This window comes from Streptomyces sp. cg35, assembly GCF_050410835.1.
Classification (GTDB): Bacteria; Actinomycetota; Actinomycetes; order Streptomycetales; family Streptomycetaceae; genus Streptomyces.
Genome location: NZ_CP191268.1, coordinates 5,776,444 through 5,800,340 on the forward strand (window position 1 = coordinate 5,776,444; position 23,897 = coordinate 5,800,340).

At 73.0% G+C, this 23,897-nt stretch carries 18 protein-coding genes and 1 tRNA gene; 12 read left to right on the forward strand and 7 right to left on the reverse strand.

What is annotated here, in order from left to right:
* Positions 1 to 5 precede the first annotated feature (5 nt).
* Genes repSA through ACQUQD_RS26430 form a run of 3 tightly spaced genes read left to right on the forward strand, consistent with a single transcriptional unit; the run spans position 6 to position 2,952 of the window.
* Positions 6 to 1,364 carry a replication initiator protein RepSA gene (repSA, locus tag ACQUQD_RS26420; RefSeq protein WP_428954615.1) on the forward strand — a complete coding sequence of 453 codons (1,359 nt, stop codon included), beginning with the start codon at positions 6 to 8 and terminating at the stop codon, positions 1,362 to 1,364.
* On the forward strand, positions 1,361 to 1,558 hold the full coding sequence (locus tag ACQUQD_RS26425; protein WP_428954616.1) for a helix-turn-helix transcriptional regulator: 198 nt from the start codon (positions 1,361 to 1,363) through the stop codon (positions 1,556 to 1,558). The genes repSA and ACQUQD_RS26425 overlap by 4 nt, the downstream gene beginning before the upstream one ends.
* The gene (locus ACQUQD_RS26430; protein WP_428954617.1) at positions 1,558 to 2,952 is read left to right on the forward strand and encodes a tyrosine-type recombinase/integrase; all 1,395 of its coding nucleotides are present in this window, start codon (positions 1,558 to 1,560) and stop codon (positions 2,950 to 2,952) included. Before ACQUQD_RS26425 ends, ACQUQD_RS26430 begins: the two co-directional genes overlap by 1 nt.
* A gap of 178 nt (positions 2,953 to 3,130) precedes the next feature.
* Here ACQUQD_RS26430 and ACQUQD_RS26435 read toward each other — a convergent pair.
* Positions 3,131 to 3,203: transfer RNA gene (locus tag ACQUQD_RS26435), tRNA-Arg, on the reverse strand.
* Positions 3,204 to 3,567: 364 nt separating this feature from the next.
* Here ACQUQD_RS26435 and ACQUQD_RS26440 point away from each other — a divergent pair.
* The 8 genes from ACQUQD_RS26440 (at position 3,568) to ACQUQD_RS26475 (ending at position 13,858) form a co-directional block, all read left to right on the forward strand.
* Positions 3,568 to 5,211 (forward strand): dynamin family protein, encoded by a 1,644-nt coding sequence (locus ACQUQD_RS26440; RefSeq protein WP_428954618.1) that lies wholly within the window; start codon positions 3,568 to 3,570, stop codon positions 5,209 to 5,211.
* Between the two features lie 5 nt (positions 5,212 to 5,216).
* The gene (locus ACQUQD_RS26445) at positions 5,217 to 6,983 is read left to right on the forward strand and encodes a GTPase (protein ID WP_428954619.1); all 1,767 of its coding nucleotides are present in this window, start codon (positions 5,217 to 5,219) and stop codon (positions 6,981 to 6,983) included.
* 97 nt (positions 6,984 to 7,080) lie between these two features.
* On the forward strand, positions 7,081 to 7,554 hold the full coding sequence (locus ACQUQD_RS26450; RefSeq protein WP_428954620.1) for a single-stranded DNA-binding protein: 474 nt from the start codon (positions 7,081 to 7,083) through the stop codon (positions 7,552 to 7,554).
* A gap of 306 nt (positions 7,555 to 7,860) precedes the next feature.
* Positions 7,861 to 9,291 carry a TQXA domain-containing protein gene (locus tag ACQUQD_RS26455; protein ID WP_428954621.1) on the forward strand — a complete coding sequence of 477 codons (1,431 nt, stop codon included), beginning with the start codon at positions 7,861 to 7,863 and terminating at the stop codon, positions 9,289 to 9,291.
* 109 nt (positions 9,292 to 9,400) lie between these two features.
* The gene (gene argG, locus ACQUQD_RS26460; RefSeq protein WP_428954622.1) at positions 9,401 to 10,846 is read left to right on the forward strand and encodes an argininosuccinate synthase; all 1,446 of its coding nucleotides are present in this window, start codon (positions 9,401 to 9,403) and stop codon (positions 10,844 to 10,846) included.
* Positions 10,847 to 11,100: 254 nt separating this feature from the next.
* Positions 11,101 to 12,765: an energy-dependent translational throttle protein EttA gene (gene ettA / locus ACQUQD_RS26465; protein ID WP_428954623.1), complete on the forward strand. Its 1,665-nt coding sequence runs from the start codon at positions 11,101 to 11,103 to the stop codon at positions 12,763 to 12,765.
* Entirely contained in the window at positions 12,765 to 13,178 is a 414-nt protein-coding gene (locus ACQUQD_RS26470; RefSeq protein ID WP_428954624.1) for an acyl-CoA thioesterase, read from the forward strand. The genes ettA and ACQUQD_RS26470 overlap by 1 nt, the downstream gene beginning before the upstream one ends.
* The gene (locus ACQUQD_RS26475; RefSeq protein ID WP_428954625.1) at positions 13,175 to 13,858 is read left to right on the forward strand and encodes a hypothetical protein; all 684 of its coding nucleotides are present in this window, start codon (positions 13,175 to 13,177) and stop codon (positions 13,856 to 13,858) included. Before ACQUQD_RS26470 ends, ACQUQD_RS26475 begins: the two co-directional genes overlap by 4 nt.
* 53 nt (positions 13,859 to 13,911) lie before the next feature.
* Here the strand turns inward: ACQUQD_RS26475 and ACQUQD_RS26480 are convergent, their stop codons facing one another.
* The 5 genes from ACQUQD_RS26480 to ACQUQD_RS26500 form a co-directional block, all read right to left on the reverse strand.
* On the reverse strand, positions 13,912 to 14,892 hold the full coding sequence (locus ACQUQD_RS26480; protein WP_428954626.1) for an ABC transporter ATP-binding protein: 981 nt from the start codon (positions 14,890 to 14,892) through the stop codon (positions 13,912 to 13,914).
* Positions 14,889 to 15,017 carry a hypothetical protein gene (locus ACQUQD_RS26485; RefSeq protein ID WP_428954627.1) on the reverse strand — a complete coding sequence of 43 codons (129 nt, stop codon included), beginning with the start codon at positions 15,015 to 15,017 and terminating at the stop codon, positions 14,889 to 14,891. The genes ACQUQD_RS26480 and ACQUQD_RS26485 overlap by 4 nt, the downstream gene beginning before the upstream one ends.
* Before the next feature lie 11 nt (positions 15,018 to 15,028).
* Entirely contained in the window at positions 15,029 to 17,752 is a 2,724-nt protein-coding gene (locus ACQUQD_RS26490; RefSeq protein ID WP_428954628.1) for an FtsX-like permease family protein, read from the reverse strand.
* A gap of 1 nt (position 17,753) precedes the next feature.
* Positions 17,754 to 21,056, reverse strand: a complete 3,303-nt coding sequence (locus ACQUQD_RS26495; RefSeq protein ID WP_428954629.1) for an FtsX-like permease family protein — start codon at positions 21,054 to 21,056, stop codon at positions 17,754 to 17,756.
* Between the two features lie 159 nt (positions 21,057 to 21,215).
* Positions 21,216 to 21,620, reverse strand: coding sequence for a globin (locus ACQUQD_RS26500; protein ID WP_428954630.1), 405 nt, complete (start codon positions 21,618 to 21,620; stop codon positions 21,216 to 21,218).
* Positions 21,621 to 21,725: 105 nt separating this feature from the next.
* Here ACQUQD_RS26500 and ACQUQD_RS26505 point away from each other — a divergent pair, with 105 nt between their 5' ends.
* Positions 21,726 to 22,724: a methyltransferase domain-containing protein gene (locus tag ACQUQD_RS26505; protein WP_428954631.1), complete on the forward strand. Its 999-nt coding sequence runs from the start codon at positions 21,726 to 21,728 to the stop codon at positions 22,722 to 22,724.
* Here the strand turns inward: ACQUQD_RS26505 and ACQUQD_RS26510 are convergent.
* Positions 22,705 to 23,892 carry an FHA domain-containing protein gene (locus ACQUQD_RS26510; protein ID WP_428954632.1) on the reverse strand — a complete coding sequence of 396 codons (1,188 nt, stop codon included), beginning with the start codon at positions 23,890 to 23,892 and terminating at the stop codon, positions 22,705 to 22,707. The genes ACQUQD_RS26505 and ACQUQD_RS26510 overlap by 20 nt on opposite strands.
* Positions 23,893 to 23,897: the final 5 nt, after the last annotated feature.

Consider the following 23,897-nt stretch of genomic DNA (forward strand, 5'->3'; position numbering starts at 1 on the left):
GTGCAGTGGCGTTGACTGGCCTTCCTGGGCGCGACCTGCTGAGGGTGGCTTCGGCCTCCGACTTCGACCGCTGGCAGGACCAGATCCGCCGCACCGGCGGTTGCTCCGACCCCATCCACCTCACCGGCTGGACCCTCACCAAGGACAAGACCACCGGCGAGACCCTGCACCACTACTCCACCGAGACCGAACCCGGCGGCCGCCTCCGCCTCGCCTGCGGCAACCGCCGCGCCTCCCGCTGCCCCTCCTGCGCCTTCACGTACGCGGGCGACACGTACCACCTCATCCGCGCGGGCCTCGCCGGAGACGACAACCGCGACGTCCCCTCCACGGTCCGCGACCACCCGCGCGTCTTCGCCACCCTCACCGCCCCGTCCTTCGGCCCAGTCCACAACCGCCCCGACCGAGGCGCCTGCCGCTGCGGCACCCGCCACGCCTCGGACGCTGCGACGCTCGGCACGGCCCTCGACCCGACGACGTACGACTACGCGGCCGCCGTCCTCTTCAACAACCACGCAGGCGACCTGTGGATGCGCTTCACGACCCGCCTCCGCCGCGAGATCGCCGCCCGCGCCGGCCTCTCCCAACGCGTGCTGAAGGAGTCGGCCCGCCTCTCGTACGGAAAGGTCGCCGAGTTCCAGAAACGCGGCGCACTGCACTTCCACGCAGTGGTCCGCATCGACGGCCCGGACGGCCCCGAGACCCCGCCGCCGTCCTGGGCCACGGTCGCGCTCCTCACCGACGCAATCAACGCAGCTGCTTCGCACCGCTACACATCCGTGTCCGTCCCGGCCTCCGACGGTCAACCGGCCCGCACCTTCCGCTGGGGCACCCAACTCGACGTCCGCCCCGTCAAGGCCTTCGGCGACGGCTCCGACATCACTGAACAGGCCGTCGCCTCCTACGTCGCCAAGTACGCCACTAAGGCCGCCGAGAACACCGGCACCCTCGACCGCCGCATCGGTGAACTCGCCGAACTCGACCGCCACCAGATCCCCGACCACACCCGGCGTCTCATCGAAGCCTGCAAGGAGCTCGACCCGCTCTACCCGGACCGGCGCCTCTGGGCCTGGGCTCACATGCTCGGCTTCCGCGGCCACTTCTCCTCGAAGTCCCGCCGCTACTCGACCACCCTCGGCGAACTCCGCCAGGCCCGCGCCGACTTCCGCGCCGCCCAAGAACGCGAAGCCCTCGGCAAGCCCGACTTCGAGCCGGACACCGTCCTCGTCCTGGCCGACTGGCAATACGCCGGCCACGGCCACACCCCCGGCGAATCCGCCCTCGCCGCCACCATCGCCCACGGCCTCCACCTCAACCGCGACACCGCCCGCGAAGCCCTGCTCAGTGAAGGGAGCGAAGCATGACCACGGCTGTCAAAACGCGCAACATGCTCACCCTCGCTGAGGTCTGCACGGAGCTGAAGATCTCTCGCTCGACCTTCTACGACTGGCGGGCCAAGCGCCGCGCCCCGCGCTGCATCAAGCTCCCCAACGGCGACTTGAGGATCCGGCGGAGCGATCTCGACCACTGGCTCGACGACTGCGAGGACGCTGCCTGATGGAGACGACGTACGACGTCAAGGTCTACAAGCTCCTCACGTACAAGGGCACGAGGAAGACCACGTACACGGTGCGCTGGGTGGTTGCGGGCAAGCGGTGGCGCGAGCCGTTCGACACGGTTGCTCTGGCCGACGGATTCCGCTCCGAACCGATCCAGGCGACGCGCAAGGGCGAAGCCTTCGTCATCGATACCGGGCTGCCGATCTCGCACCGGTCCAAGTCGGCCGCGATGAGCTGGTACAAGTTCGCCGTTCAGTACGTGGATGCCCGCTGGTCGCAGCTCGGCGGCAACAGCCGCAAGAACACCGCCAAGACCCTCACCGCCGTCACCGTCGCGCTACTGCGCTCCCAGCCCTCCCAGTTCGACCCCGTGGCGGTGCGGACAGCCCTGCGCGAGTGGGCGTTCAACGCGAACCGTCGGTCCGAGGCGCCGCGAGACATGGTGGCGATCCTCCGGTGGGTCGAGAGGAACTCCCTTTCCGTCTCGGTCTGGGAGGACCCGGACAAGGTCGAGGACGTCCTGCAGACCATCGACACCCGGCTCGACGGCAAGCAGGCTGCCGCCTGGTCGCGCAAGCGCCATCGCCGGATCCTCAACGTCGTCATGACGTACGCGTTGCGGCGGCGCATCCTGCGGGTCAACCCTCTGCTCAAGGGCAAGGACACGTCGGCCGGCGCCAAGACGAGCAACGCCGTCGATAAGCGCAGCCTGATGAACCCTGATCAGGCGGCAGCGATCTTGGCCTGGATCAGGTGCCGATCCCGGGGCGGAGAGCGGCTTCACGCCTTTTTCACCACGCTGTACTTCACCGGCGCACGCCCCGAGGAAGCAGTGGCCCTACGCGTCGACGACGTGCGTATGCCCGCCCCTGACGCTGCCGATCAGTGGTGTGAGCTGCTGCTTCACACGGCGACTCCCGAGGTGGGCAAGCAGTGGACCGACACGGGGAAGATCCATGAGGAACGGGACCTCAAGGGTCGCGCTGAGGGGGAGACCCGCACGGTCCCGGGGCACCCGGCTCTGACGAGCGTCCTCCGACAGCACCTTGAGCGTGAGGGGCTGGAGCCCGGTGAGCTTCTCTTCCAGGGGGAGAAGGGCGGCGTCCTCGCGGGCTCCGTCATCCGTCGCGCATGGCGCAGTGCCCGCCAAGCTGTCCTGCCCCCGCACGTCTTCGATTCGCCGACCGGCAAGCGGGTCTATGACAACCGGCACACCCGGCTGACCAAATGGCTCAACGACGGGATCCCCCCTGCCCAGGTGGCCGAGTGGGCAGGGAACAGCGTTCCTGTGCTGCTCGCCACGTACGCCCGTTGTGTCGACGGGCAGATGGAGGATCTGAAGAGACGCCTCGAAGCAGCCGGCGACCTGCCCGGCCTCGCTGACGCCGACTGATCCGGCGCCGAGAACTTCGACACGCATTCGACACAGCGACCCGCAGAAACCCGGTGACAGCCGGACAGCCTCGGAGCTTCCCCGCGATCGTCAGGGGGAGTGCCGGGGCTTCTGCGTGTCGTCCGATTGGCCCTCCGACCAGCAAAAAGGCCCTACCGAAGTAGGGCCTGTGGAGAGGCGCCCCCGGCAGGACTCGAACCTGCGGCCAAGCGCTTAGAAGGCGCCTGCTCTATCCACTGAGCTACGGGGGCCGGTGTGTGGCCGGTGGCTTGGACGGATGTGGGGGAGATCCGTGACCTTGCCGGGGACAAGGATAGGGCTCCCGGGTCCCGGTCCTTGCTGCTTCGCCTCCGTGGCTTGATGTGGAGGTTCAGTGAAGCGGTCCTGATAATCGCAGGTGGGTACGAATCCTGCATCGCTTTTGGCGTCTCACGCCCCGGGTGTTGTGCACTCGTTATGCCTGCGCCCCCTGCCTCCCCTTCCGTCCCGCTGTGTGCTTCCTGTGCGGTATCGGGCGCCTTGTTCGGACCCCGGTGCTCTGCCGCTGGTGTCTTATCGGCGCGCAGAGGCGGTCATATGCTTCAGAAAGCCACCAAAATTGGGCATTCTTCACATGTGGTGACCTTGGACGTACGGCCTCAGCTGCTCGACGCACTTACCGCGCTGCGCGACCGTGTCGCCGCCGCGCGCTTTCCGCTCCCCCTCGCGGGGGCGCCACGCGCGCGTGCCAACCGCGGCGAGTTGCTCGCACAGCTCGACGACTACTTGGTGCCCCGGTTGCGGGACCCCGAAGCGCCGCTGCTCGCGGTGATCGGGGGTTCCACGGGCGCCGGCAAGTCGACCCTGGTGAACTCGCTCGTGGGGCGCGTGGTGAGCGAGGCGGGCGTGCTGCGGCCGACGACGCGTACCCCGGTGCTCGTCTGCCATCCCGACGACCACCACTGGTTCTCCGGGATGCGGGTGCTGCCCGACCTCACGCGCGTGTGGGTGCCCCGGCAGGCGGACCTCGAGTCCGACAGCGAACCGGACGAGGACGAGGAGCTCGCGCCCCTCCTCGAGGACGGGGAGCGGGTGTTGCGGGTGGAGACCGCGGGGACGCTGCCGCGCGGGCTCGCGCTGCTCGACGCGCCGGACGTCGACTCGCTGGTCGCCGAGAACCGCCTCCTCGCCGCCCGGCTGATCAGCGCCGCCGACGTGTGGGTCATGGTCACCACCGCCTCCCGGTACGCCGACGCCGTGCCCTGGCATCTGCTGCGTACCGCCAAGGAGCACGACGCCTCCCTCGTCACCGTGCTCGACCGCGTGCCGCACCAGGTCGTCGCCGAGGTGTCGCGGCAGTACGGCGCGCTGCTCGCCAAGGCCGGGCTCGGCGAGGTGCCCCGGTTCACCGTGCCCGAACTGCCCGAGTCGACCGGCAACGGCGGGCTGCTGCCCGCCACCGCCGTCGCTCCGCTGCGCGCCTGGCTCACCCATCGCGCCCAGGACCCCGCCGCCCGCGCCCTCGCCGTGACCCGCACCGCCCGGGGCGTGCTCGACTCGCTGCGGGTCCGGATGCCGGAGCTGGCCGCCGCCGTCGCCGCCCAGTACTCCGCCGCGGTCCGGCTCACCGCCGCCGTCGAGGACGCGTACGAGAGCGAGCACGCGCGCGTACGCACCCGGCTGCAAGGAGGCGCCGTGCTCACCGGGGACGCCCTGAAGCGGTGGCGGAGCCATCCGCTGGACTGTTCGGCGGGTGAGCTGCTCGACGCGCTCGTGGAGAGTCTCGGCGCTCTGCTGCTGTGCGCGGCGACCGCCGCCGACGAGCGGATCGACGAGGCATGGCGCCGCGACCCGGGCGGCCACGCCGCCGAACTGAACACCCGCGATCCCGAACTGGAGAGCGCCGAGCACCGCATCGGGATGGCCGTACGGCGATGGCGGCGGGTGCTCGAGGAGTACGCCGAGGAAGAGGTGCGCGCCGTCGGCGACGCGCAGGGCTCGACGCCTCCCGACCCCGAGGTCGTCGCCGCGCTCGTGGCCACCGCCCTGCTCGGCGGGCGGCGGGCCAGGTCCGCCGGCGAGACCCTCGCCGAGCGGATCGGGGCACAAGGCGCCCTGCGTCTGCGCGATCGCGGCGGCCGGCTGCTGAGCGAGTACCTGGACACCGTCCTCGGCGCCGAACGCGAGCGCCGGCTCGCCCCGCTGGACACGCTCGGCGTCGGCCCCGAACCCCAGGCCGAACTGATCGCGGCCCTGTCGCTGCTGCAGAAGGAGAGGTGAGGACGGTGACCGCCGTCACGGACCACGCGGATCACACCGAACGCGCCGAGCCCTGGGACGACGGGCTCATCGCACGCCGCGCCGCAGGCCTGCCGGGCGAGGCTTTCGAGACGCCGGCGGGCCCGGGAGCGTACGACGGCAGACGCGACGGGCGGCTGGAGCAGCGGCTCGACGCGCTGCGCGAGCTCGTCGGGCTGTCCCGGACGCGGCTCGACGGCGCCACGCTCGCCGAGGCCGGGCGCGTCCTGGACGAGGCCGCGGCCCGGCGGCGGCTCTCCGAGCGGCACACCGTCGTCGCCGTCGCCGGTGCCACCGGGAGCGGCAAGTCGACGCTTTTCAACGCGCTGGCCGGCGTACCCCTTTCGGAGACGGGACTGCGCAGGCCCACCACCTCCGCGCCGATCGCCTGCAGCTGGACGGACGGGGCGGCCGGGCTGCTCGACCGGCTCGGGATCCCGGGACGCTCGCGACGGCGCCCGCTGCAGGGACACAACGGCGAGGCCGCCCTGGAGGGCCTCGTCCTCGTCGACCTTCCCGATCACGACTCCGCCGCGCCCGCGCACCGCGAACAGGTCGACCGGGTGCTCGCCCTGGTGGACGCGGTGATCTGGGTCGTCGATCCAGAGAAGTACGCCGACGCCATGCTCCACGAGCGGTACCTGCGCCCCATGGCCGGGCACGCGGAGGTCATGTTCGTGGTCCTCAACCAGACCGACCGGCTGCCGGGGGACGCCGCCGAGCAGGTCCTCGACGATCTGCGGCGGCTGCTCGACGAGGACGGCATCGCGGTCGGCGAGCACGGCGAGCCCGGCGCCACCGTCCTGCCGCTGTCGGCCCTGACCGGCGAGGGCGTCGGTGAACTGCGCGACGCGCTCGACCAGTTCACGGCCGAGCGGCTGGCCGCCGCCCGCCGGATCGACGCCGATGTCGCCGCGGCCGCCGACCGCCTGCGGCCCGTGTACGCCGCCGGGCGGCAGCTGGGGCTGAGCGAGGCGGCCCGCGAGGAGTTCGCCGACCGGCTCGCCGACTCGGTGGGCGCCGCCGCCGCGGGCCAGGCCGCCGAGCGCGCCTGGGCGCGCGGCGCGAACAAGGCGTGCGGGACGCCGTGGCTCAGGCTCTGGCGCTGGTACGAGGCCCAGCGCGCCCTCACCACGCCCGCGCAGGCCCCCGCGGCGCCCGCCGACGAGGAGGCCACGGCACGCCAGCGCGTCGAGCACGCGGTGCGGGCGGTCGGCGACGCCGCCGCGAGCGGACTGCCGGCCGCGTGGGGGCAGGCCGTGCGGGAGGCCGCCGCGCGGGGCGCGGAAGGGTTGCCGGAGGCGCTCGACGAGCTGGCCGTGGAGGCCGACTCGGCCCACGGGGGCGGCGGCCGGACCGCCGCGACGCCCTACGCGACCGGGGTGCGGCCGCCGCGGCCCGGCTGGTGGCCGGTGGCCGTGTTCGTCCAGGCGTCCATGACGGTCCTTCAAGTGATCGGCGGCCTCTGGCTGCTGGGCCAGATCGTCGGCGTCCTCTCGCCGAACCTCGGCGTGCCCGTGCTGATGATGCTGACGGGGATCGTGGGCGGCCCGTGCGTCGAGTGGTCCTGTCGGATGGCGGCGAAGGGGCCCGCGCGGCGGTACGGCCAGGAGGCGGAACGGCGCCTGCGGGACGCGGCCGCGGCCTGCGGCAGGGCGCGGGTCCTGGACCCCGTCGCGGCGGAGCTGCTGCGCTACCGGGAGGTGCGCGAGCAGTACGTACGGGTGGCCGGGTTTTCCACAACCGGCCGGTAGGGCACAGGCGTCGGCGCGGTTCGCGGTGCCGGGGCAGTCTGGGATCGCGGCTCGGGGCGGGCTCGGGCCGCGATGCGGACGGGGAGGGACGCACGACATGAACGAGACGCTGCTGACCGTGGTGGGGAACGTCGCGACGACGCCGGTGTACCGGGAGCTGCCGACCGGACCGGTGGCCCGGTTCCGGCTCGCGGTGACCCCACGCCGCTTCGACGCGGTGCAGAACGCATGGGTGGACGGGCACACGAATTTCTTCACGGTGTGGGCCAGGGGGACGCTCGGCTCGAACGTGCAGGGATCGGTGTCGATCGGTGAACCGGTGATCGTGCAGGGCCGGTTGAAGGTGCGCGACGAGGAGCGGGGCGGCCAGCACTGGACGTCGGCGGACATCCAGGCGACCGCGGTCGGACACGACCTGTCGCGCGGCACGTCGGCGTTCCGTCGGGGCATCAGGAGGGCGTCCGCGGACACGGAAGAGGCGCAACAGGCACATCAGGAGCAACAGGCGGAGCGGGCACAACAGGCCAGGGACGAGCCGTCGTTCGAGATCGAGCCGGAGCCGGTCGGGTGAGGGGCCGCGGTCGTCGGACGCCGGGTGACCGAAGTGTGGCTTATCTGCGGCTGCGTTCCGGCGATTTGTCGATAACCCCAGTTCGTGGCCGCTGTTGGCGATAACGATTACGAGTCGGATTGGTTGCCTGGCGAAACCTCCGGGGATCGTGATGGGCCGCGTCCTTAGGATGCCGGGCGTGGCCCAATGGGCCGTAGGGGCTTCAACAGATTCAAGGGCCAGCCGAATTGCACTGGTTCGCATGATGCTGCCGGCGGGACACACCACCCCCCATGTGTCACAACGTCCTGCCTGAAGGGGAATTGCGTGTTTTCTGTGTTCTCACGGGCCGGACGTCGCGGGCGGGGCGCCGCTCGCCTCGCCGCGGCGGCCCTGGTGTCGGGACTGGCGGTGACCGGGGCGATATCCGGCACCGGGACGGCCTTCGCCGACGACGGCACCAAGGAGCAGGGCGGAGCGAGCGCCACGATAGGCGGCCTGGAGACGTACGGGTCGGCCGTGATCCACGACGGCGGGCGCGACGAGCGGGTCTCCGCCGGGCTGTTCCGGATGACCGTCGACGGCGGTGGGACGCTGCAGACCTACTGCATCGACATCCACAACCCGACCCAGACGGACGCCAAGTACCAGGAGACGGCCTGGAGCGGCACGTCCCTGAGCGGCAACGCGGACGCGGGCCGGATCCGCTGGATCCTGCAGAACTCGTACCCCCAGGTCAACGACCTCGCCGCGCTCGCCCGCAAGGCCGGAGCCGGCAGCCTCACCGAGCAGGACGCCGCGGCCGGCACCCAGGTCGCCATCTGGCGCTACTCGGACAAGGCCGATGTCGACGCCGTGAGCCCCGCCGCCGAGAAGCTCGCGGACTACCTGCAGAAGAGCGCCCGTGACCTGGGTGAACCGCAGGCCTCGTTGACCCTGTCGCCGGGCGCCGTCTCGGGGCGGCCGGGGGAGCGGCTCGGCCCGGTCACCGTGCACACGAACGCCGACGCGGTCACCGTGACGCCGCCGGCCGAGGCCGCCACGGACGGCGTGACCGTCGTCGACAAGGACGGCAGGCCGGTCACCTCCGCCGTCGACGGCAGCCAGATCTTCTTCGACGTGCCGAAGGACGCCTCGGCGGGTTCGGCCGCGCTGACCGTGCAGGCGTCGACGACCGTGCCGGTCGGCCGCGCCTTCACCTCCGAGTCGCGCAGCCAGACGCAGATCCTCGCGGGCTCCAGCGAGTCCATGGTCGACGCGACCGCCACGGCGAACTGGGCGGGCACGGGCCCGGTGCCGGCGCTGTCCGCGCGGAAGAACTGCGCGAAGAGCGGCCTGGACATCACCGCGGTCAACAAGGGCGACGAGCCGTTCACCTTCACGCTGATGGACGTCGAGTACACGATCGACGCCGGGGCCTCCCGGACGGTGACGATCCCGCTCCAGGAGGACCAGGCGTACGACTTCACGATCACGGGGCCGCACGGCTTCGAGAAGCGGCTGCGCGGGGTGCTCGACTGCCGGACCGTGGCCGACGCGGCCGGGGCCGACGACGACGGCGGCCTCACCACCCAGACCACGACGCAGCCCAGCCCGGCGTCCGTCGGCGGCACCGGCGCCGCGGGCACGGACCTCGCCGAGACGGGCAGTTCCAACGCGACGCCGGTGATCGCGGGCATCGCCATCGTGCTGGTCCTGATCGGTGGCGCCTCCGTCTTCCTGGTCCGCAAGAAGAAGACGCCGACCGAGGGCGAGTAACCCCGCCCGCTCCCGTTTCCCCGCTCCGCCGACGGCCGCACCGGCCGCCCGGCGGGGTGGGACGCACATCACCGTTGCATGGTCATGCGTAATCATGCATACTCTTCCTATGTCCAAGGTCCTCACCTCCCTCCCCGTCGGCGAGCGCGTCGGCATCGCCTTCTCGGGTGGCCTCGACACCTCGGTCGCGGTCGCATGGATGCGTGACAAGGGCGCCGTCCCCTGCACGTACACGGCGAACATCGGCCAGTACGACGAGCCCGACATCGATTCGGTCCCCGGCCGCGCCAAGTCCTACGGCGCCGAGGTCGCCCGCCTGGTCGACTGCCGCGAGGCGCTCGTCGAGGAGGGGCTCGCCGCGCTCACCTGCGGCGCGTTCCACATCCGCTCGGGCGGTCGCGCCTACTTCAACACCACGCCGCTGGGCCGCGCCGTCACCGGCACGCTCCTGGTCCGCGCGATGCTCGAGGACAACGTCCAGATCTGGGGCGACGGCTCGACGTACAAGGGCAACGACATCGAGCGGTTCTACCGCTACGGCCTGCTCGCCAACCCGAACCTGCGGATCTACAAGCCCTGGCTCGACGCGGGCTTCGTCGCCGAGCTCGGCGGCCGCAAGGAGATGTCGGAGTGGCTGGTCGCCCACGACCTGCCCTACCGGGACAGCACGGAGAAGGCGTACTCCACCGACGCCAACATCTGGGGTGCCACCCACGAGGCCAAGATCCTCGAGCACCTCGACACGGGCGTGGAGACGGTCGAGCCCATCATGGGCGTGAAGTTCTGGGACCCGTCGGTCGAGATCGCCACCGAGGACGTCACGATCGGCTTCGACCAGGGCCGGCCGGTGACCATCAACGGCAAGGAGTTCGCCTCCGCCGTGGACCTGGTGATGGAGGCCAACGCCATCGGCGGCCGCCACGGCATGGGCATGTCCGACCAGATCGAGAACCGGATCATCGAGGCCAAGAGCCGCGGCATCTACGAGGCCCCGGGCATGGCCCTCCTGCACGCCGCGTACGAGCGCCTCGTGAACGCGATCCACAACGAGGACACCCTCGCCCAGTACCACAACGAGGGCCGGCGCCTGGGCCGCCTCATGTACGAGGGCCGCTGGCTGGACCCGCAGGCCCTCATGGTCCGCGAGTCGCTCCAGCGCTGGGTCGGCGCCGCCGTCACCGGCGAGGTCACCCTCCGCCTGCGGCGCGGCGAGGACTACTCGATCCTCGACACGACCGGCCCGGCGTTCAGCTACCACCCGGACAAGCTCTCCATGGAGCGCACCGAGGACTCCGCGTTCGGCCCGGTCGACCGGATCGGCCAGCTGACCATGCGCAACCTCGACATCGCCGACTCCCGCGCCAAGCTGGAGCAGTACGCGGGCCTCGGCCTGATCGGCACCGCCAACCCGGCGATCGGCGCCGCCCAGGCCGCCGCGACCGGCCTCATCGGCACCCTGCCCGAGGGCGGCGCCGAGGCCATCGCGTCCCGCGGCGCGGTCTCCGACGACGACGCTGCGCTGGACCGGGCGGCGATGGAGTTCGGCACGGACTGATCCGACGACGTCCCCGACGGCCCGGCCCGGCGCTTCTCGCGTCGGACCGGGCCGTCCGCGTCCAACGCTCACCTCCCGCCGTACACAGCCCCACCACCGCGGCCCGCCGAAACCCCCAGCTCAGGCCCACCCCCTGATACGGGTTTCCGCCCAGCACTGGCCATGCGGCAAGATGGGGTGTATCTGCCCTCACGCGGTGGAGCCGCATCACGCGGGCCCCTCGCTGCCACACTTCGACTGCCGGACGGTTTCTCTTGGCTGAGTTCATCTACACCATGCGCAAGGCGCGCAAGGCGCACGGCGACAAGGTGATCCTCGACGACGTCACCCTGAACTTCCTCCCCGGAGCGAAGATCGGCGTCGTCGGTCCGAACGGTGCCGGTAAGTCGACCGTCCTGAAGATCATGGCGGGCATCGAGCAGCCGTCGAACGGTGACGCCTTCCTGTCGCCCGGCTACAGCGTCGGCATCCTCATGCAGGAGCCGAAGCTCGACGAGTCGAAGACCGTCCTGGAGAACGTGCAGGACGGCGCCGCCGAGATCATGGGCAAGCTCAAGCGTTTCAACGAGGTGGCCGAGCTCATGGCCACCGATTACAGCGACGCGCTCATGGAAGAGATGGGCAAGCTCCAGGAGGACCTCGACCACGCCGACGCGTGGGACCTCGACGGTCAGCTGGAGCAGGCCATGGACGCGCTGGGCTGCCCGCCCAGCGACTGGCCCGTCACCAACCTCTCCGGTGGTGAGAAGCGCCGCGTCGCGCTCTGCAAGCTCCTCATCGAGGCGCCCGACCTGCTGCTCCTCGACGAGCCCACCAACCACCTCGACGCCGAGTCGGTGAACTGGCTGGAGCAGCACCTCGCCCAGTACAAGGGCACCGTCGTCGCCATCACCCACGACCGGTACTTCCTCGACAACGTCGCCGAGTGGATCCTCGAGCTCGACCGCGGTCGCGCCATCCCCTACGAGGGCAACTACTCGACCTACCTCACCAAGAAGTCCGAGCGGCTCAAGGTCGAGGGCAAGAAGGACGAGAAGCGGCAGAAGCGGCTCAAGGAAGAGCTGGAGTGGGTGCGGTCCAACGCCAAGGGGCGTCAGGCCAAGTCCAAGGCCCGTCTCGCTCGTTACGAGGAGATGGCCGCCGAGGCCGACAAGATGCGGAAGCTGGACTTCGAGGAGATCCAGATCCCGCCGGGCCCGCGCCTGGGCAGCATCGTCGTCGAGGTCAACAACCTCAGCAAGGCCTTCGGCGAGAAGGTGCTGATCGACGACCTGAGCTTCACGCTGCCGCGCAACGGCATCGTCGGTGTCATCGGTCCGAACGGTGCCGGTAAGACCACCCTGTTCAAGATGATCCAGGGCCTGGAGACGCCGGACTCCGGCGACATCAAGGTCGGCGACACCGTCAAGATCTCGTACGTCGACCAGAACCGCGCCAACATCGACCCGAAGAAGACCCTTTGGGCCGTGGTGAGCGACGAGCTCGACTACATCAACGTCGGCCAGGTCGAGATGCCCAGCCGCGCGTATGTGTCGGCCTTCGGGTTCAAGGGGCCGGACCAGCAGAAGCCGGCCGGTGTGCTCTCCGGCGGTGAGCGCAACCGCCTCAACCTCGCGCTCACCCTCAAGCAGGGCGGCAACCTGCTGCTCCTCGACGAGCCGACCAACGACCTCGACGTCGAGACCCTCAGCTCTCTCGAGAACGCTCTGCTGGAGTTCCCCGGCTGCGCCGTCGTCGTCTCCCACGACCGGTGGTTCCTGGACCGAGTGGCCACGCACATCCTCGCCTACGAGGGCGACTCCAAGTGGTTCTGGTTCGAGGGCAACTTCGAGTCGTACGAGAAGAACAAGATCGAGCGGCTCGGCGCCGACGCGGCCCGCCCGCACCGCGCCACCTACAAGAAGCTGACCCGCGGCTGATGGCTCGCCACGTATACGCCTGCCCCCTGCGCTGGGCGGACATGGACGCGTACGGCCACGTGAACAACGTGGTGTTCCTCCGGTACCTGGAGGAAGCCCGTATCGACTTCCTGTTCCGGCCGGACAAGGACTTCCAGCAGGGGTCTGTCGTGGCGCGCCATGAGATCGACTACAAGCGGCAGTTGGTCCACCGGCACGCGCCGGTGGACATCGAGATGTGGGTGACCGAGATACGGGCCGCCTCGTTCACGCTCGCCTACGAGGTGAAGGACGCCGACGACGTCTACGTCCGGGCGTCGACGGTCATCGTGCCGTTCGACTTCGAGGCGCAGCGGCCGCGGCGGATCACCGACGACGAGAAGTCCTTCCTGCGGGAGTACTTCGACGACGGCGCGGAGGCGCTCGCCGCATGAGCGCGCCCGTGCTGCACTTCGCCGACACCGGGGAGGCGGCGGACCTCGCCGCCTTCCTGGGCCGGCTGCTGCACTACGACAAGGCGGCCGCCGTACGCGTCCAGGCGCAGGCCGGCGGGCAGGCGCTCGCCGTGTTCGGGCGGCCGCCGTCGTTCGAGGTGCTGGCGATCCGTACGGCACGGCTGCTGAAGCCGTACGAGAACGGGATCGACGACGCGCTCGACGTGACCGTGTCGGCGGGGGAGTTGCTCGAGTCGGTCGACGAGGGCGCCGCCACCGCCGTGGTCCCGGGGGCCGTCACCGGGCCGCCGTGGGCCGGAGTGCTGCCGCCCCGCGGCGGGTGGGAGCGGGTGCCCGGCTTCCCCGGCGCGGCGGCACTGCGCGAGCTCGTGAAGGTCGCCGTGGGTGAATTCCGGTCCCGCGTCGAGGAGTTGGCGCCCGAGGCGCGGACCCGTGCCGCGCTCGACCGCATCGGCCGGGAGATCTGGACCCGGGAGATCGGGGCCGGCGGGGTGCCGGTGCGCGTCGCGCACGCGGCGGTCTCGCTCGGGTTCCTGCGCGGGGACCCCGTCGATCTGCTGGCCGCCGGGGCGTGGGTGCGGCTGCGTACCCCGTACGGTTCGGTGGCGCTGCGCCGGGGGACCACCGGCCTCGGCGGGCTCGCGGTCACGCCCGCCTGAGCGGCGGCGTCACCTGATCCTCCCGGGGCCGCCGGGTGGCCCGGCGGGACCTGTCACCGCTCCTGGTCGTCCGGCCAGATCTGGATGTGGTCCTCCTCCAGCTCCAGCATGACCCGGTCCCGCATGCCCAGCGACTGCGTGTATTCCACGGGGAGCTGGAGGCGTCCCGCGCGGTCCAGCATCGCGTACTCGCGGGAGACCAGGGACTCCTGGCCCGTCGCCGCGTCGACGTGCGTGCGGCGCAGTACCTCCGTCGACGTACGGCCGTCGCGGATGGCGACCGTGCGGCGTACCTCCGAGGCGACCGTCTGGTCGTGCGTGACGATGACGACGGTCGTGCCCAGCTCCTCGTTCGCCGTGCGGAACGCGGCGAAGATCTGCTCGCCGGTGTGCGAGTCGAGTTCGCCGGTGGGCTCGTCGGCGAGCAGCACCTTCGGCTCGTTGGCCAGGGCCACGGCGATGGCGACACGCTGCTGCTGACCGCCGGACATCTGCTCCGGGCGGCGGTCGTGGCAGTCGCCGATGCCGAGGAGGTCCAGGAGTTCCCTGGCCCGTTCGGCCTTCTTGGCGCGGCGGAGGGGACCACGGCCGCGCAACTGCATGGGAAGCGCCACGTTCTGAGCTGCCGTCAGATACGGCAGGAGGTTGCGGGCCGTCTGCTGCCAGACGAACGCGACGGCCTCACGGCGGTAGCGGAGCCGTTCCTTGCTGCCCATCGTGAGCAGGTCGTAGCCCGCGACCCTGGCCGCGCCGGCGGTGGGTTCGTCCAGGCCCGCCAGGATGTTCATCAGGGTCGACTTGCCGCTGCCCGACGCGCCCACGAGAGCCATCAACTCGCCCTCCTCGACCAGCAGATCGAGGCCCTGCAGGGCCTGTACCTCGACGCCGTCCGTCGTGAAGATGCGGACGAGCCGGTCACAGCTGATCAGCGCGTCGTGGCCGTACGCCGGACGGTCGCGGTGGGCGGACGCCCGCTGCTCCAGCTCCGCGAGGGAGGGGGAGGCCGTGCCGGTGCCGGTGTGGTCGGTCGTCATGAGGTCACCGTCTCCTGCGAGATGTCCTGCGTGCTGTCCTGCGTGCTGTTCTGAGAGATGCCGTGACTGGTGTGCGGCCTGGTGCGCTGCCCGATGTCCTGTGCGACGGGGGTGCTGTGCCGCACGGGCCGCGCCCTCACGTCGTCTCACCCGCTCTCAACTCCCGTACCGATCCCCGCCGTCCGGCCCACCACGCCTGGACCGACGCCACCCCGGCCGCCAGCACCACCACTCCCGCCGCGGGCAGCACCAGCGACAGCGGGTCCGTGGACAGCTGGGTCGTCGTGTCGCCCGCCGCGTCCGCCAGGGCCAGCCTCGTGAGGTCGAGGCCGGGGGCGAGGAGGAGGACCGCGGCCCAGCCGGTCAGGGCGCCGCCCGCCGCGGCGAGCAGGGCCTGGGGGAGCGCCTCCAGGATCAGCAGACGGCGCGCCTGGCGGCGGGTGAGGCCCATGGTGCGCAGGCGGGCCAGCAGCGCGAGGCGCTCCGGGGCGGCCCTGGCGAGGGCGAGGAGCAGGGCGAGGACCGCGAAGCCCGCGCCCGCGGCGACCGCCGCGACGTAGATGCCGGTGGCGCCGGTCTGCAGCGGGGAGTCGACGTAGCGGGCGCGTTCGACGGAGCGCAGCCGGACGGTCGTGCCCCCGCCCGCCGCCTTGTGCAGGGCGCCCGCGTCGATGGCGGTGCCGGTGAGCAGCAGCGTCGTGGGGCGGCTCGGGACGCCGGTCGCGCGGGCGAGGGCGCGGGTGTCGACGATCAGGAAGTCCTCGGCGAGGGCGGGCGTCGTGGCGCGGACGGCCGCCACCCGCAGCGACACGATCTCGCCGTTCATCCACAGGTCCAGACGCCCGCCCTCGAACAGCGCGGCCATCGACGGGGAGACCAGCGCCGGGATCGTGTCGCCCGACGGCTTCAACGCGCCCGCGTCGAACGCCCCGAGGCCCGTGTGACGGGCCAGACGCGCGTACGCCGCCGGGTCCACCGCCGCCAGCGGCAGGCGCCGGGTGCCGTCCCTTACCTCGGCGTCGGAGCGGATCGTGGCCGGGGTGACGGTGCCCACGCCGGACGTCCCGCGGACCCGGGAGACGACCGCGGCGGAGAGCGGCCCGGACCCCTCCACGCGGGCGTCGGCGCCGGTCGCGAGGAGCGCCGCGTGGTCGCGGGTGCCGTCGATCCCGGCGAGGACGCTGCCGCCGAACGCCGCCGTCGTCAGCGCCGTGAGCAGCGCGAGCAGCGACAGCACGGCCGTGCCCGCGCCCGACCTGGCACGGGCCGCGCGGGCCAGCGACAGATGCCCGACCGCGCCGCGCAGCCGCCCGGTGGGCCCCACGAGGCGGCGCAGCGGCAGCGGATAGACCCGTACGAGGACGAACGCGGCCACCACACCGACCAGGACCGGCGCGAGCGCGACGAGGCCGTCGCCGCCGTCGGTGGCACCGCGGCGGCGCAGCGCCACGATGGCGCCGACCGCCAGGACCAGCACCGTCAGTTCGGCGACCGTGCGGCGGGCCGACGGGCGGGCCGTGGCCACGTCGTCGCGCTCGCCGTGCAGCCGTACGCGGCGATGCGCGGCCAGCGCGTGCACCGGCAGCACCGCGCACGCCACGAGCACCACCGCGCCCGCGGCGAACGCGGCCGGCGACGGGCGGCCGCCGGGCACGAGCGCGACCGCGAGCAGGAAGCCGAGCGCGCCCGCGGGGACCGCCACCACCGCCGTCTCGGCGAACAGCCGCCGGCCGATGCCGCGCAGTGAACCGCCGCGCGAGCGCAGCAGGGCGAACTCGGTGCGGCGCCGGTCCGCGGCCAGGCCGCCCGCCATGAGCAGCACGACGCAGGCGACGGTGCCCGTGCCGTACGCGGCGACCGACACCACCGGGGTCACGTCGCCGCGCAGGTCTTCGTAGCGGATGAGGATGTCGCGGAGCCCGCTGGTGACTTCGGTGCCCGTGCTCCTCGTCGCCTGCTGCACCTCCAGCATCCCGGGGCCGTCCATCGTGTACGCCAACCCCGCCTTGAGGTCCGGCAGTTCACGGGCCGTGAGCGCCGAGGTGTCCGGGGCGATCCGCCAGTACGGCTCGACGAGCCATGAGCGCGAGAGCGCGATCGAGGCACTCGGGTCCAGCAGCAGAGCGGCCCCCCAGTACCTCGACGGAGGTATGCCGTCGGTGCTGCGCAGCTGTGGCGTACGCAGCAGCCCAGCCGCCGACCAGTACGCGCCCGAAGGGTTCTTCGGCGCGACGATCCCGGTGATCCGTACGGCGATGGTCCGGGCGTCCGCGCTCGGTACATGGAGGACCGAACCGGCCTTGATGTGGAGGCGCCGCGCGGTCTCCCGCGTCACGGCCGCCTCCAGCCGCGTGTCCGTGGCGGTCGCGCCCGGCAGCCGGCCCGCCGTCACCGTCGCGTGCGCGGCGAGCCCGCTCTGCGCGTACAGGGTGAACTCCGGCCGCAGGCCGTACGGCCGGGGCAGCCACGCGTCGTCGACGCGCACACCTTTCGAGCCCGCCGGGGCGCGGAGCCCGTACGACGATTCGCGCGGGTCCGCGACGTACGGCTTCTTGAGGGAGCCGACGATGGCGTGGAACGCGGTCCTCGCGAAGCGCTCCGTGAGTTGCCGCTCCCGCTGCTCCTGCTCGACCTCGAGGCCCGGGGCGCTCGCGGTGACGTTCAGGACCGTCCGGCTCGGCGCCTCGTCGGCGACGGCCTGCCGCAGCCCCTCGTCCTCGTAGCGGTCCACGGCCCGCGGGAACGCCGCGGCCAGGCACGACGTGAGCAGCACGAGCAGGAACAGCGCCGCCGCCGCGCCCGGCGCGGCCCGCAGCCGGGTGCGTACCCAGGGCGCCACGGGCTTCGTCGCAGCGGCCATGTCACTCGCCTCCCTGGGTGCGCAGCGTGATCGCGGCGCGCGGCGGCCTGCGCAGCGCCAGACCCGCGGTGATCAGTACGGGGGTGACGGCCACGCCCGCGAGCAGCAGCCCCACCTGGTGCAGCGGGAGGCGGACGAGGACGTCGGGCACCGGCCGGGTCGCGTCACCGGTCAGCACGATCAGCGGCACCACCGCCCGGGTCAGGAACGTGCCGAGCCCGATCCCCACCAGCAGCGCGAGCGCCACGAGAATGCCCTGCTCGGCGGCGACGAGCCGGGCCAGCCGCCGGCGGGAGGCCCCGAGCGCGCCGAGGATCGCGAACTCGGCGCCGCGCTCGCGCAGCGAACCGGCCGTGTTCATCGCGAAGCCGACCGCCGCGAGCGCGGCCGCCGCGAGGGCCGCCGCGGTGAGCGCCGACTGCGGGCCCGCGCCCAGCGGATCGTCACGCAACTGCTCGCCGATCTCCGCGCGCACCACGATCTGCGCGTAGCCCGTGTCGGGGTCGGCGCGCAGCGCGGCCGCCGCCTTCGCCTCGTCACCGGGCGCGGTCGACAGCCACCACTCGTTCGGGGCGACCGGATCGGTGCCGCGGTCCACGAGGGCCCGGTTGAGGTCGCGCAGGTCGAGCAGGAGCGCGCCACCGTCCCTCGTCCCGTCCGCACCGGAGCCCGGGCCCGTCGCCGCGGCCTCCGCCTCGGGGCCCGTCGTCGGCAGCGCCCGGACGCTCCGCACGATCCGGGCCCGTACGGCCTCGCCGCCGCCCAGGTCCACGTCGACGCTCTGCCCGGTGCGCGTCCCCGTCGCCTGCAGATAGCGGTCGGTGGCGACCGCGGCGATCTGCGTGACCTTGGGACGGTCGACACCGAGCCGGACGTTCACGCTGGGCAGGTCGCCCGCCGCGTCCCCCGCCAGCTCGAACCCGGTGCCGTACACCACGGCCGTCGTCCCGTCGGCCCGCTGCGCATCCAGCGTCGGCGCGGTCGGCGCGCCCGGCGCACCCGGTTCCGGGGTCCGCGACTCCACCATCGACGTGGTCCACCGGGTGCCCGCGATGTCCAACCGCCGGGTGGAGCCGCCCTGTCCGGCGGCGCCGACCCCCTGCAACGCGATGCGGTGCGTCGCCTCCTGGCCGATGCGCTTCTCCGTGTCGAAGTCCAGCCCCGTCACGACGAGCGGCCCCGCCGCCGGGCCCAGGTCCAGTCCGAGGCGGTGGGTGCGGCCGTCCACCGGGAGGGTGCCGACCTGCATCCGGTACGCGAGTCCGTACCGGTCCTGGAGGGTCGCGGCGACCGTCGTGACCCCGGCGGGGCCGACGCTGTCCGCGCTCTCCGCCTGCGTCCCGCGCAGGGTGAACTCGACGCGTGAGGCGTTCTCGGGCAGCTCGATGCCCGGGTCCGCCTTCGTCCTCGGCGCGACGGACGCGACGACCTGGCGCGGCGAGGAGTCCGCGAGGTCCTCGCGCAGCAGCAGGTCGTCCTCGAGGTGCGCCGTGTCGAGCGCGAGGACCGTGGCCGACCGGCCGCCGCTGAGCGACACCGGCAGCCGGTAGCCGGGCGCCGCCTCGCGCACCCCGGGCACGGACCCGTACCGGGCGACCCGGTCCATGCCGGGTTCCGTCGCGAGGACCCGGACCGGCGCGCCGGAGCGGAAGTCCGCCTGGTCCTCCTGCGAGCGGTCCCACGAGGCGCCCTGGCCGATCGCCAGCATGCCCATGGCGACGGCCAGGACGAGCAGCAGCACCGGCCCGGCGCCGCGCATCGGACGGCGGCTGAACTGCCAGCCCGCCAGCGCCGTCGGCAGCCCGCGCCCGCTCGCCGCCCACCGCTCCGCGAGCTTCGCCACCGGCGGCAGCAGCCGCAGCGTCAGTACGGTGCCCGCGAGCAGCGCCAACGCGGGCGCCACCACCAGCAGTGGGTCGATGCCCAGGTTGCCGCCGCGGTCGGCGCTGATCGCGCCCGAACCGGTCGTCTGCCGGTCCAGCTGCCAGTACGCGACACCGGCGATGACGAGCAGCCCCACGTCGGCACCGGACCGCAGCGGCGCGGGCAGCGCCCGGGCCCGGCCGCGCTCGGGCGCCTGCGCGGTCAGCGCCGGCACCGTCACCGCGAGCGCGCAGCCCACCGCGACGGCCACGCCCACCAGCCACACCGCCCCGCCCGCGCCCACGTCGAGCCGCAGCCCGATCCGGGACAGGGCGCCCTGCGAGGAGACGAGCCGGGTCAGCGGGCCGGCGAGCAGCGGCGCGCACACCGCGGCGGGCAGCGCGAGCAGCAGCGCCTCGGTCGCCGCGAGCCCGGTGACGCGGGCCCGCGAGGCGCCGCGGGCCCGCAGCGTCCAGGTCTCACCGGCGCGTTCGGCGCTCAGCAGCCGGGCCACGAGCAGCAGCGCGTACCCGGCGAGCAGGATCAGCTGCAGCGCGACGATCAGCAGCGTCGAGCGCGAGACGAGCAGCGCCCGCTCCGCCCGGTCCAGCACGTCGGGCAGCGAGGTGCCGACCGCGGAGGCGTCCGCGAGGGCCTTGCCGTGCTGGAGCTCTCGGGTGCCGGCGCGGGCGGCGTCCCGCAGCGCGTCGATCCGGCCGGTCGTCACCGTCCGGAAGTCCGCCGACGTCAGCCACGCCGACTGCCCGTCGCTGACCCTGCCGCCCGCCAGCACCGAGGGGTCCGCCAGCAGCGGCCCGTACGTCGTGTAGCTCTGCTTCTGCACACCGCGCCCGCCGAGCTCGTCGAGCGTCCAGTACGGGGACTGCGGGCGGGCCGGGCGGTAGACGCCGGTCAGTTCGACGGTGACCGCGGGCCCGCCGAGCCGGTCGGTGAGGGCGAGGCGGTCGCCCGGCTCCAGCTTCAGCACCTGCGCGGCGGCCTGCGGGACGGCCGCCTCGATCACGGAGCCGCGCGGGGCGCGGGGCAGCCGGCCGGCGGTGACCCGCACCTCGGAGCGCTCGATCGCCGCGAGCCTCGTCAGATCCGGCTGCTTGCCGTGCGGGGTGTGCGGCAGGGCGTACGGGCCGGAGGCGATCAGCGACTCACGACGTACCGGCAGCCCGTCGAAGACGCGCCGCGCGCCCTTGTCGAGGGCGGTTTCGGCCGCCTTTCGCCCCTCGGCGGGGACGTCGGCGCGGACCACCAGCGCGGTCGACGCCGCGTCCCGGGTGCGCAGCGCGTGCCGCAGCGAGGCGTCGCCGATCGCGCCGGAGAACGCGCTGAGCATCGCCAGCACCGACGCCGTCAGCAGCACCGCGAGCACCGCGGCGGTCAGCAGCAGACGATGCGCCCGCACCCGTAGGAGGACAAAACCCCACACCCCTGCCGCCCCCGCATCCCCGTTTCACGCCGTGCGCCCCCGAAAGTCTGTGCGGGATGCTGTCAGAGCCGACGGGGTTGGGGAAGAGGTCTGGACCGGATCGTGGCCGAATAGTGGTACACCGCGGTCGGTGAGCGGTGTCCGGGCGGGACCGCCGGGTCAGCCCGCGGTGTTCACCATCGAGGCCGCCGCGTAGGTCAGGTAGTTCCACAGCGTCCGCTCGTGCTCGTCGGAGAGCCCGAGCTCGTCCACCGCGTCCCGCATGTGCTTCAGCCACGCGTCGTGCGCGGCGCGGTCCACCTGGAAGGGGGCGTGCCGCATCCGCAGCCGCGGGTGGCCCCGGTTGTCGCTGTACGTGCGCGGGCCGCCCCAGTACTGCATCAGGAACAGGACGAGCCGCTCCTCGGCCGGACCCAGGTCCTCCTCCGGATACATGGGCCGCAGCAGCGGGTCCTGTGCGACGCCCTCGTAGAAGCGGTGCACGAGACGGCGGAAGGTCTCCTCGCCACCCACCTGTTCGTAGAACGTCTGCTCCTGAAGCGTGTCGCGCGGGATCTCAGTCACGTGTCCATGCTCTCAGACACGGTGACCGAGGACCCGGGGCTTAGGACCGCACCGGGCCGCGGCAGGGGGCTCGCCGAACGGGCGTCGCCGCAGCACAGTGGACATATGGGCGCAGAGCACGTCGAAGGACCTGGTGACCTCGGGCTGCTCGCCGCACGGGCGCGGGCCGGGCTCGTGCGCGAGATCGAGGAGAGCGGGGTGTGGGACGACGACTCCCGCTGGCGCGCGGCGTTCGAGCGGGTGCCGCGCCACCTCTTCGTGCCGTACTACTTCCTGGGCGTCCCGGGCGGCTACGAGCGGCTGTGGGGCGAGCACCCCGACCCGCAGCGCCGGCTGCGCTGGCTGCGCGGTGTCTACGCGGACCAGCCGCTGGCCACCCGGCTGCGCGACGGGGAGCTGGTGTCCTCCAGCAGCCAGCCGTCGCTGATGGCCCGGATGCTGGCCGACCTGGACATCCGCGACGGGGACCGGGTCCTGGAGATCGGCGCGGGCACCGGCTACAACGCGGCGCTGCTCGCCGACCGGCTGGGCGACGACCAGGTGACGACCGTCGACCTCGACCCCGAGATCACCGAGTCGGCGCGGGCCCATCTCGCCGCCGCCGGGTACCGGCCGGCCGTCGTCACCGGGGACGGGGCGCGCGGCTGCCCGGAACGGGCGCCCTACGACCGGATCATGGCCACGTGCGCGCTGCGCGCGGTGCCGCCGGCCTGGCTCGGGCAGTGCCGTCCCGGGGCGCGGATCCTCGCACCGCTGTCGACCGGGCTGCTGGTGCTGACCGTGCGGGACACGGAGTACGCCGAGGGGCGGTTCCTGCACACCCCGGCGTACTTCGTCGCCCTGCGGGGCGACACGGCGGCGACGGTGCCCGAGCCGCTGATCGGGGGGCTGCCGCGGCGGGTGCTGCAGGACGAGCTGTTCCGCTTCCTGCTGACCCTGACCGCCGGCGCCACGGATCCGTACGAGGCCCTGGCGCTCTGGGAACGCGAGGGCCGGCCCGCGCGCGAACGGTTCGGCGTGACCGTGCGCGAGGGCCGGCAGTGGGCCTGGCTGGACGACCCGGAAGGGCCGTACGCGTGGCCGCTCAGCCGCGCCGGATGGTGATCGTGGTCCAGGCCCCGACGTGCACCCGGTCGCCGTCCTGGAGCGGGACCGGGACGAACGGCTGGATCGGCTCCTCGCCGCCGTTGACCGTCGTGCCGTTCGTCGAGTTCTGGTCGACGACCGCCCAGGTGCCGTCCGGCTGCTGCACCAGGATCGCGTGCGAGTGCGAGACGCCCGGGTCCTCCGGCGGCACCGACAGATCGATGTCCGGGGTGTCACCGGTCGAGTGCCGGCGGCGGCCGATCGTGATCTGGTTGCCGACGAGCTGACGCTGCTGCTCCGGCGAGTACGCGGGCAGGTTCAGGCCCGACGCCTCGGGGCCGCTGCGCTGCATCATCGCCATGAAGTACTCACGGTCCGGACCGATCGTCGCCGACCAGCTCACCGGCCCCTGCGGCTGCTGCGGCGGGTACTGGTGCTGGGGCGGCTGCTGCTGGAACGGCGGCGCGGTCGTCGACGCCGACGACGGCGGCGAGATCACCCAGTCGTCGGCGCCCGTCCCGCCCCCGCCGAACGACGGGTTCGAGGGACCCGTGGGACCCGTCGGCCCCGGCGGCGGAGGCGGCGGGCCCTGCGGGTCCGGGAACGGCGGAGGCGCGGGCGGACCCGGCTGCGCCGGCGCGGGCGGCTGCTGCTGGAACGCCTGCGGGACGCCCCCGCCCGTCCCGTTCGGCCCGGGCGGCGGGAACGGGGACGGGCCCGACGGCTCGCCGCCGAACGGGTTCGGCGGGATCGGCTCGGCCGGCCGGTTCACCTGCGAGGGACGCGAGCCCTGGTACTCGTACGGGTCGCGGCCCTGCGGCGGCTGCTGGAAGCGCAGCGCCGGGTTCGGACCCGCCGGGCCACCGGGACCACTGGAGCCGCCGGACGTCGGCAGCGGCGGGTTCGGGGCCGCGGGGGTGTACGACGTCGCCGTGTTCGTGAGGAAGTTCCAGCGGCACTCCTCGCAGAACGGCGCGCCGCCCTCCCGCGGCGTACGGCACTGCGGGCACAGCTCGGGCGCTCCGCCCACACCGCCCGGCGCGGGCGGCACGGACGGCCCGGGGTAGCCGTAACCGGCGGCCGGGGGCGGCGGAGGGGGCGGGGGCACGGCACCGGCCATGCGGTGACCGCAGACCTCGCACCAGTCGTCGGAACCCGACTGGTGTCCGTTCGGGCAGGTCGGCATGTCGG

What these genes read in the sequence shown, in the direction of transcription:
- ACQUQD_RS26425 (WP_428954616.1), top strand. Translation starts at nt 1,361, where the DNA reads ATGACCACGGCTGTCAAAACGCGCAACATGCTCACCCTCGCTGAGGTC.
- ACQUQD_RS26430 (WP_428954617.1), top strand. Translation starts at nt 1,558, where the DNA reads ATGGAGACGACGTACGACGTCAAGGTCTACAAGCTCCTCACGTACAAG.
- ACQUQD_RS26450 (WP_428954620.1), top strand. Translation starts at nt 7,081, where the DNA reads ATGAACGAGACGCTGCTGACCGTGGTGGGGAACGTCGCGACGACGCCG.
- argG (WP_428954622.1), top strand. Translation starts at nt 9,401, where the DNA reads ATGTCCAAGGTCCTCACCTCCCTCCCCGTCGGCGAGCGCGTCGGCATC.
- ACQUQD_RS26470 (WP_428954624.1), top strand. Translation starts at nt 12,765, where the DNA reads ATGGCTCGCCACGTATACGCCTGCCCCCTGCGCTGGGCGGACATGGAC.
- ACQUQD_RS26475 (WP_428954625.1), top strand. Translation starts at nt 13,175, where the DNA reads ATGAGCGCGCCCGTGCTGCACTTCGCCGACACCGGGGAGGCGGCGGAC.
- ACQUQD_RS26480 (WP_428954626.1), bottom strand. Translation starts at nt 14,892, where the DNA reads ATGACGACCGACCACACCGGCACCGGCACGGCCTCCCCCTCCCTCGCG.
- ACQUQD_RS26490 (WP_428954628.1), bottom strand. Translation starts at nt 17,752, where the DNA reads ATGGCCGCTGCGACGAAGCCCGTGGCGCCCTGGGTACGCACCCGGCTG.
- ACQUQD_RS26505 (WP_428954631.1), top strand. Translation starts at nt 21,726, where the DNA reads ATGGGCGCAGAGCACGTCGAAGGACCTGGTGACCTCGGGCTGCTCGCC.
- ACQUQD_RS26510 (WP_428954632.1), bottom strand. Translation starts at nt 23,892, where the DNA reads ATGCCGACCTGCCCGAACGGACACCAGTCGGGTTCCGACGACTGGTGC.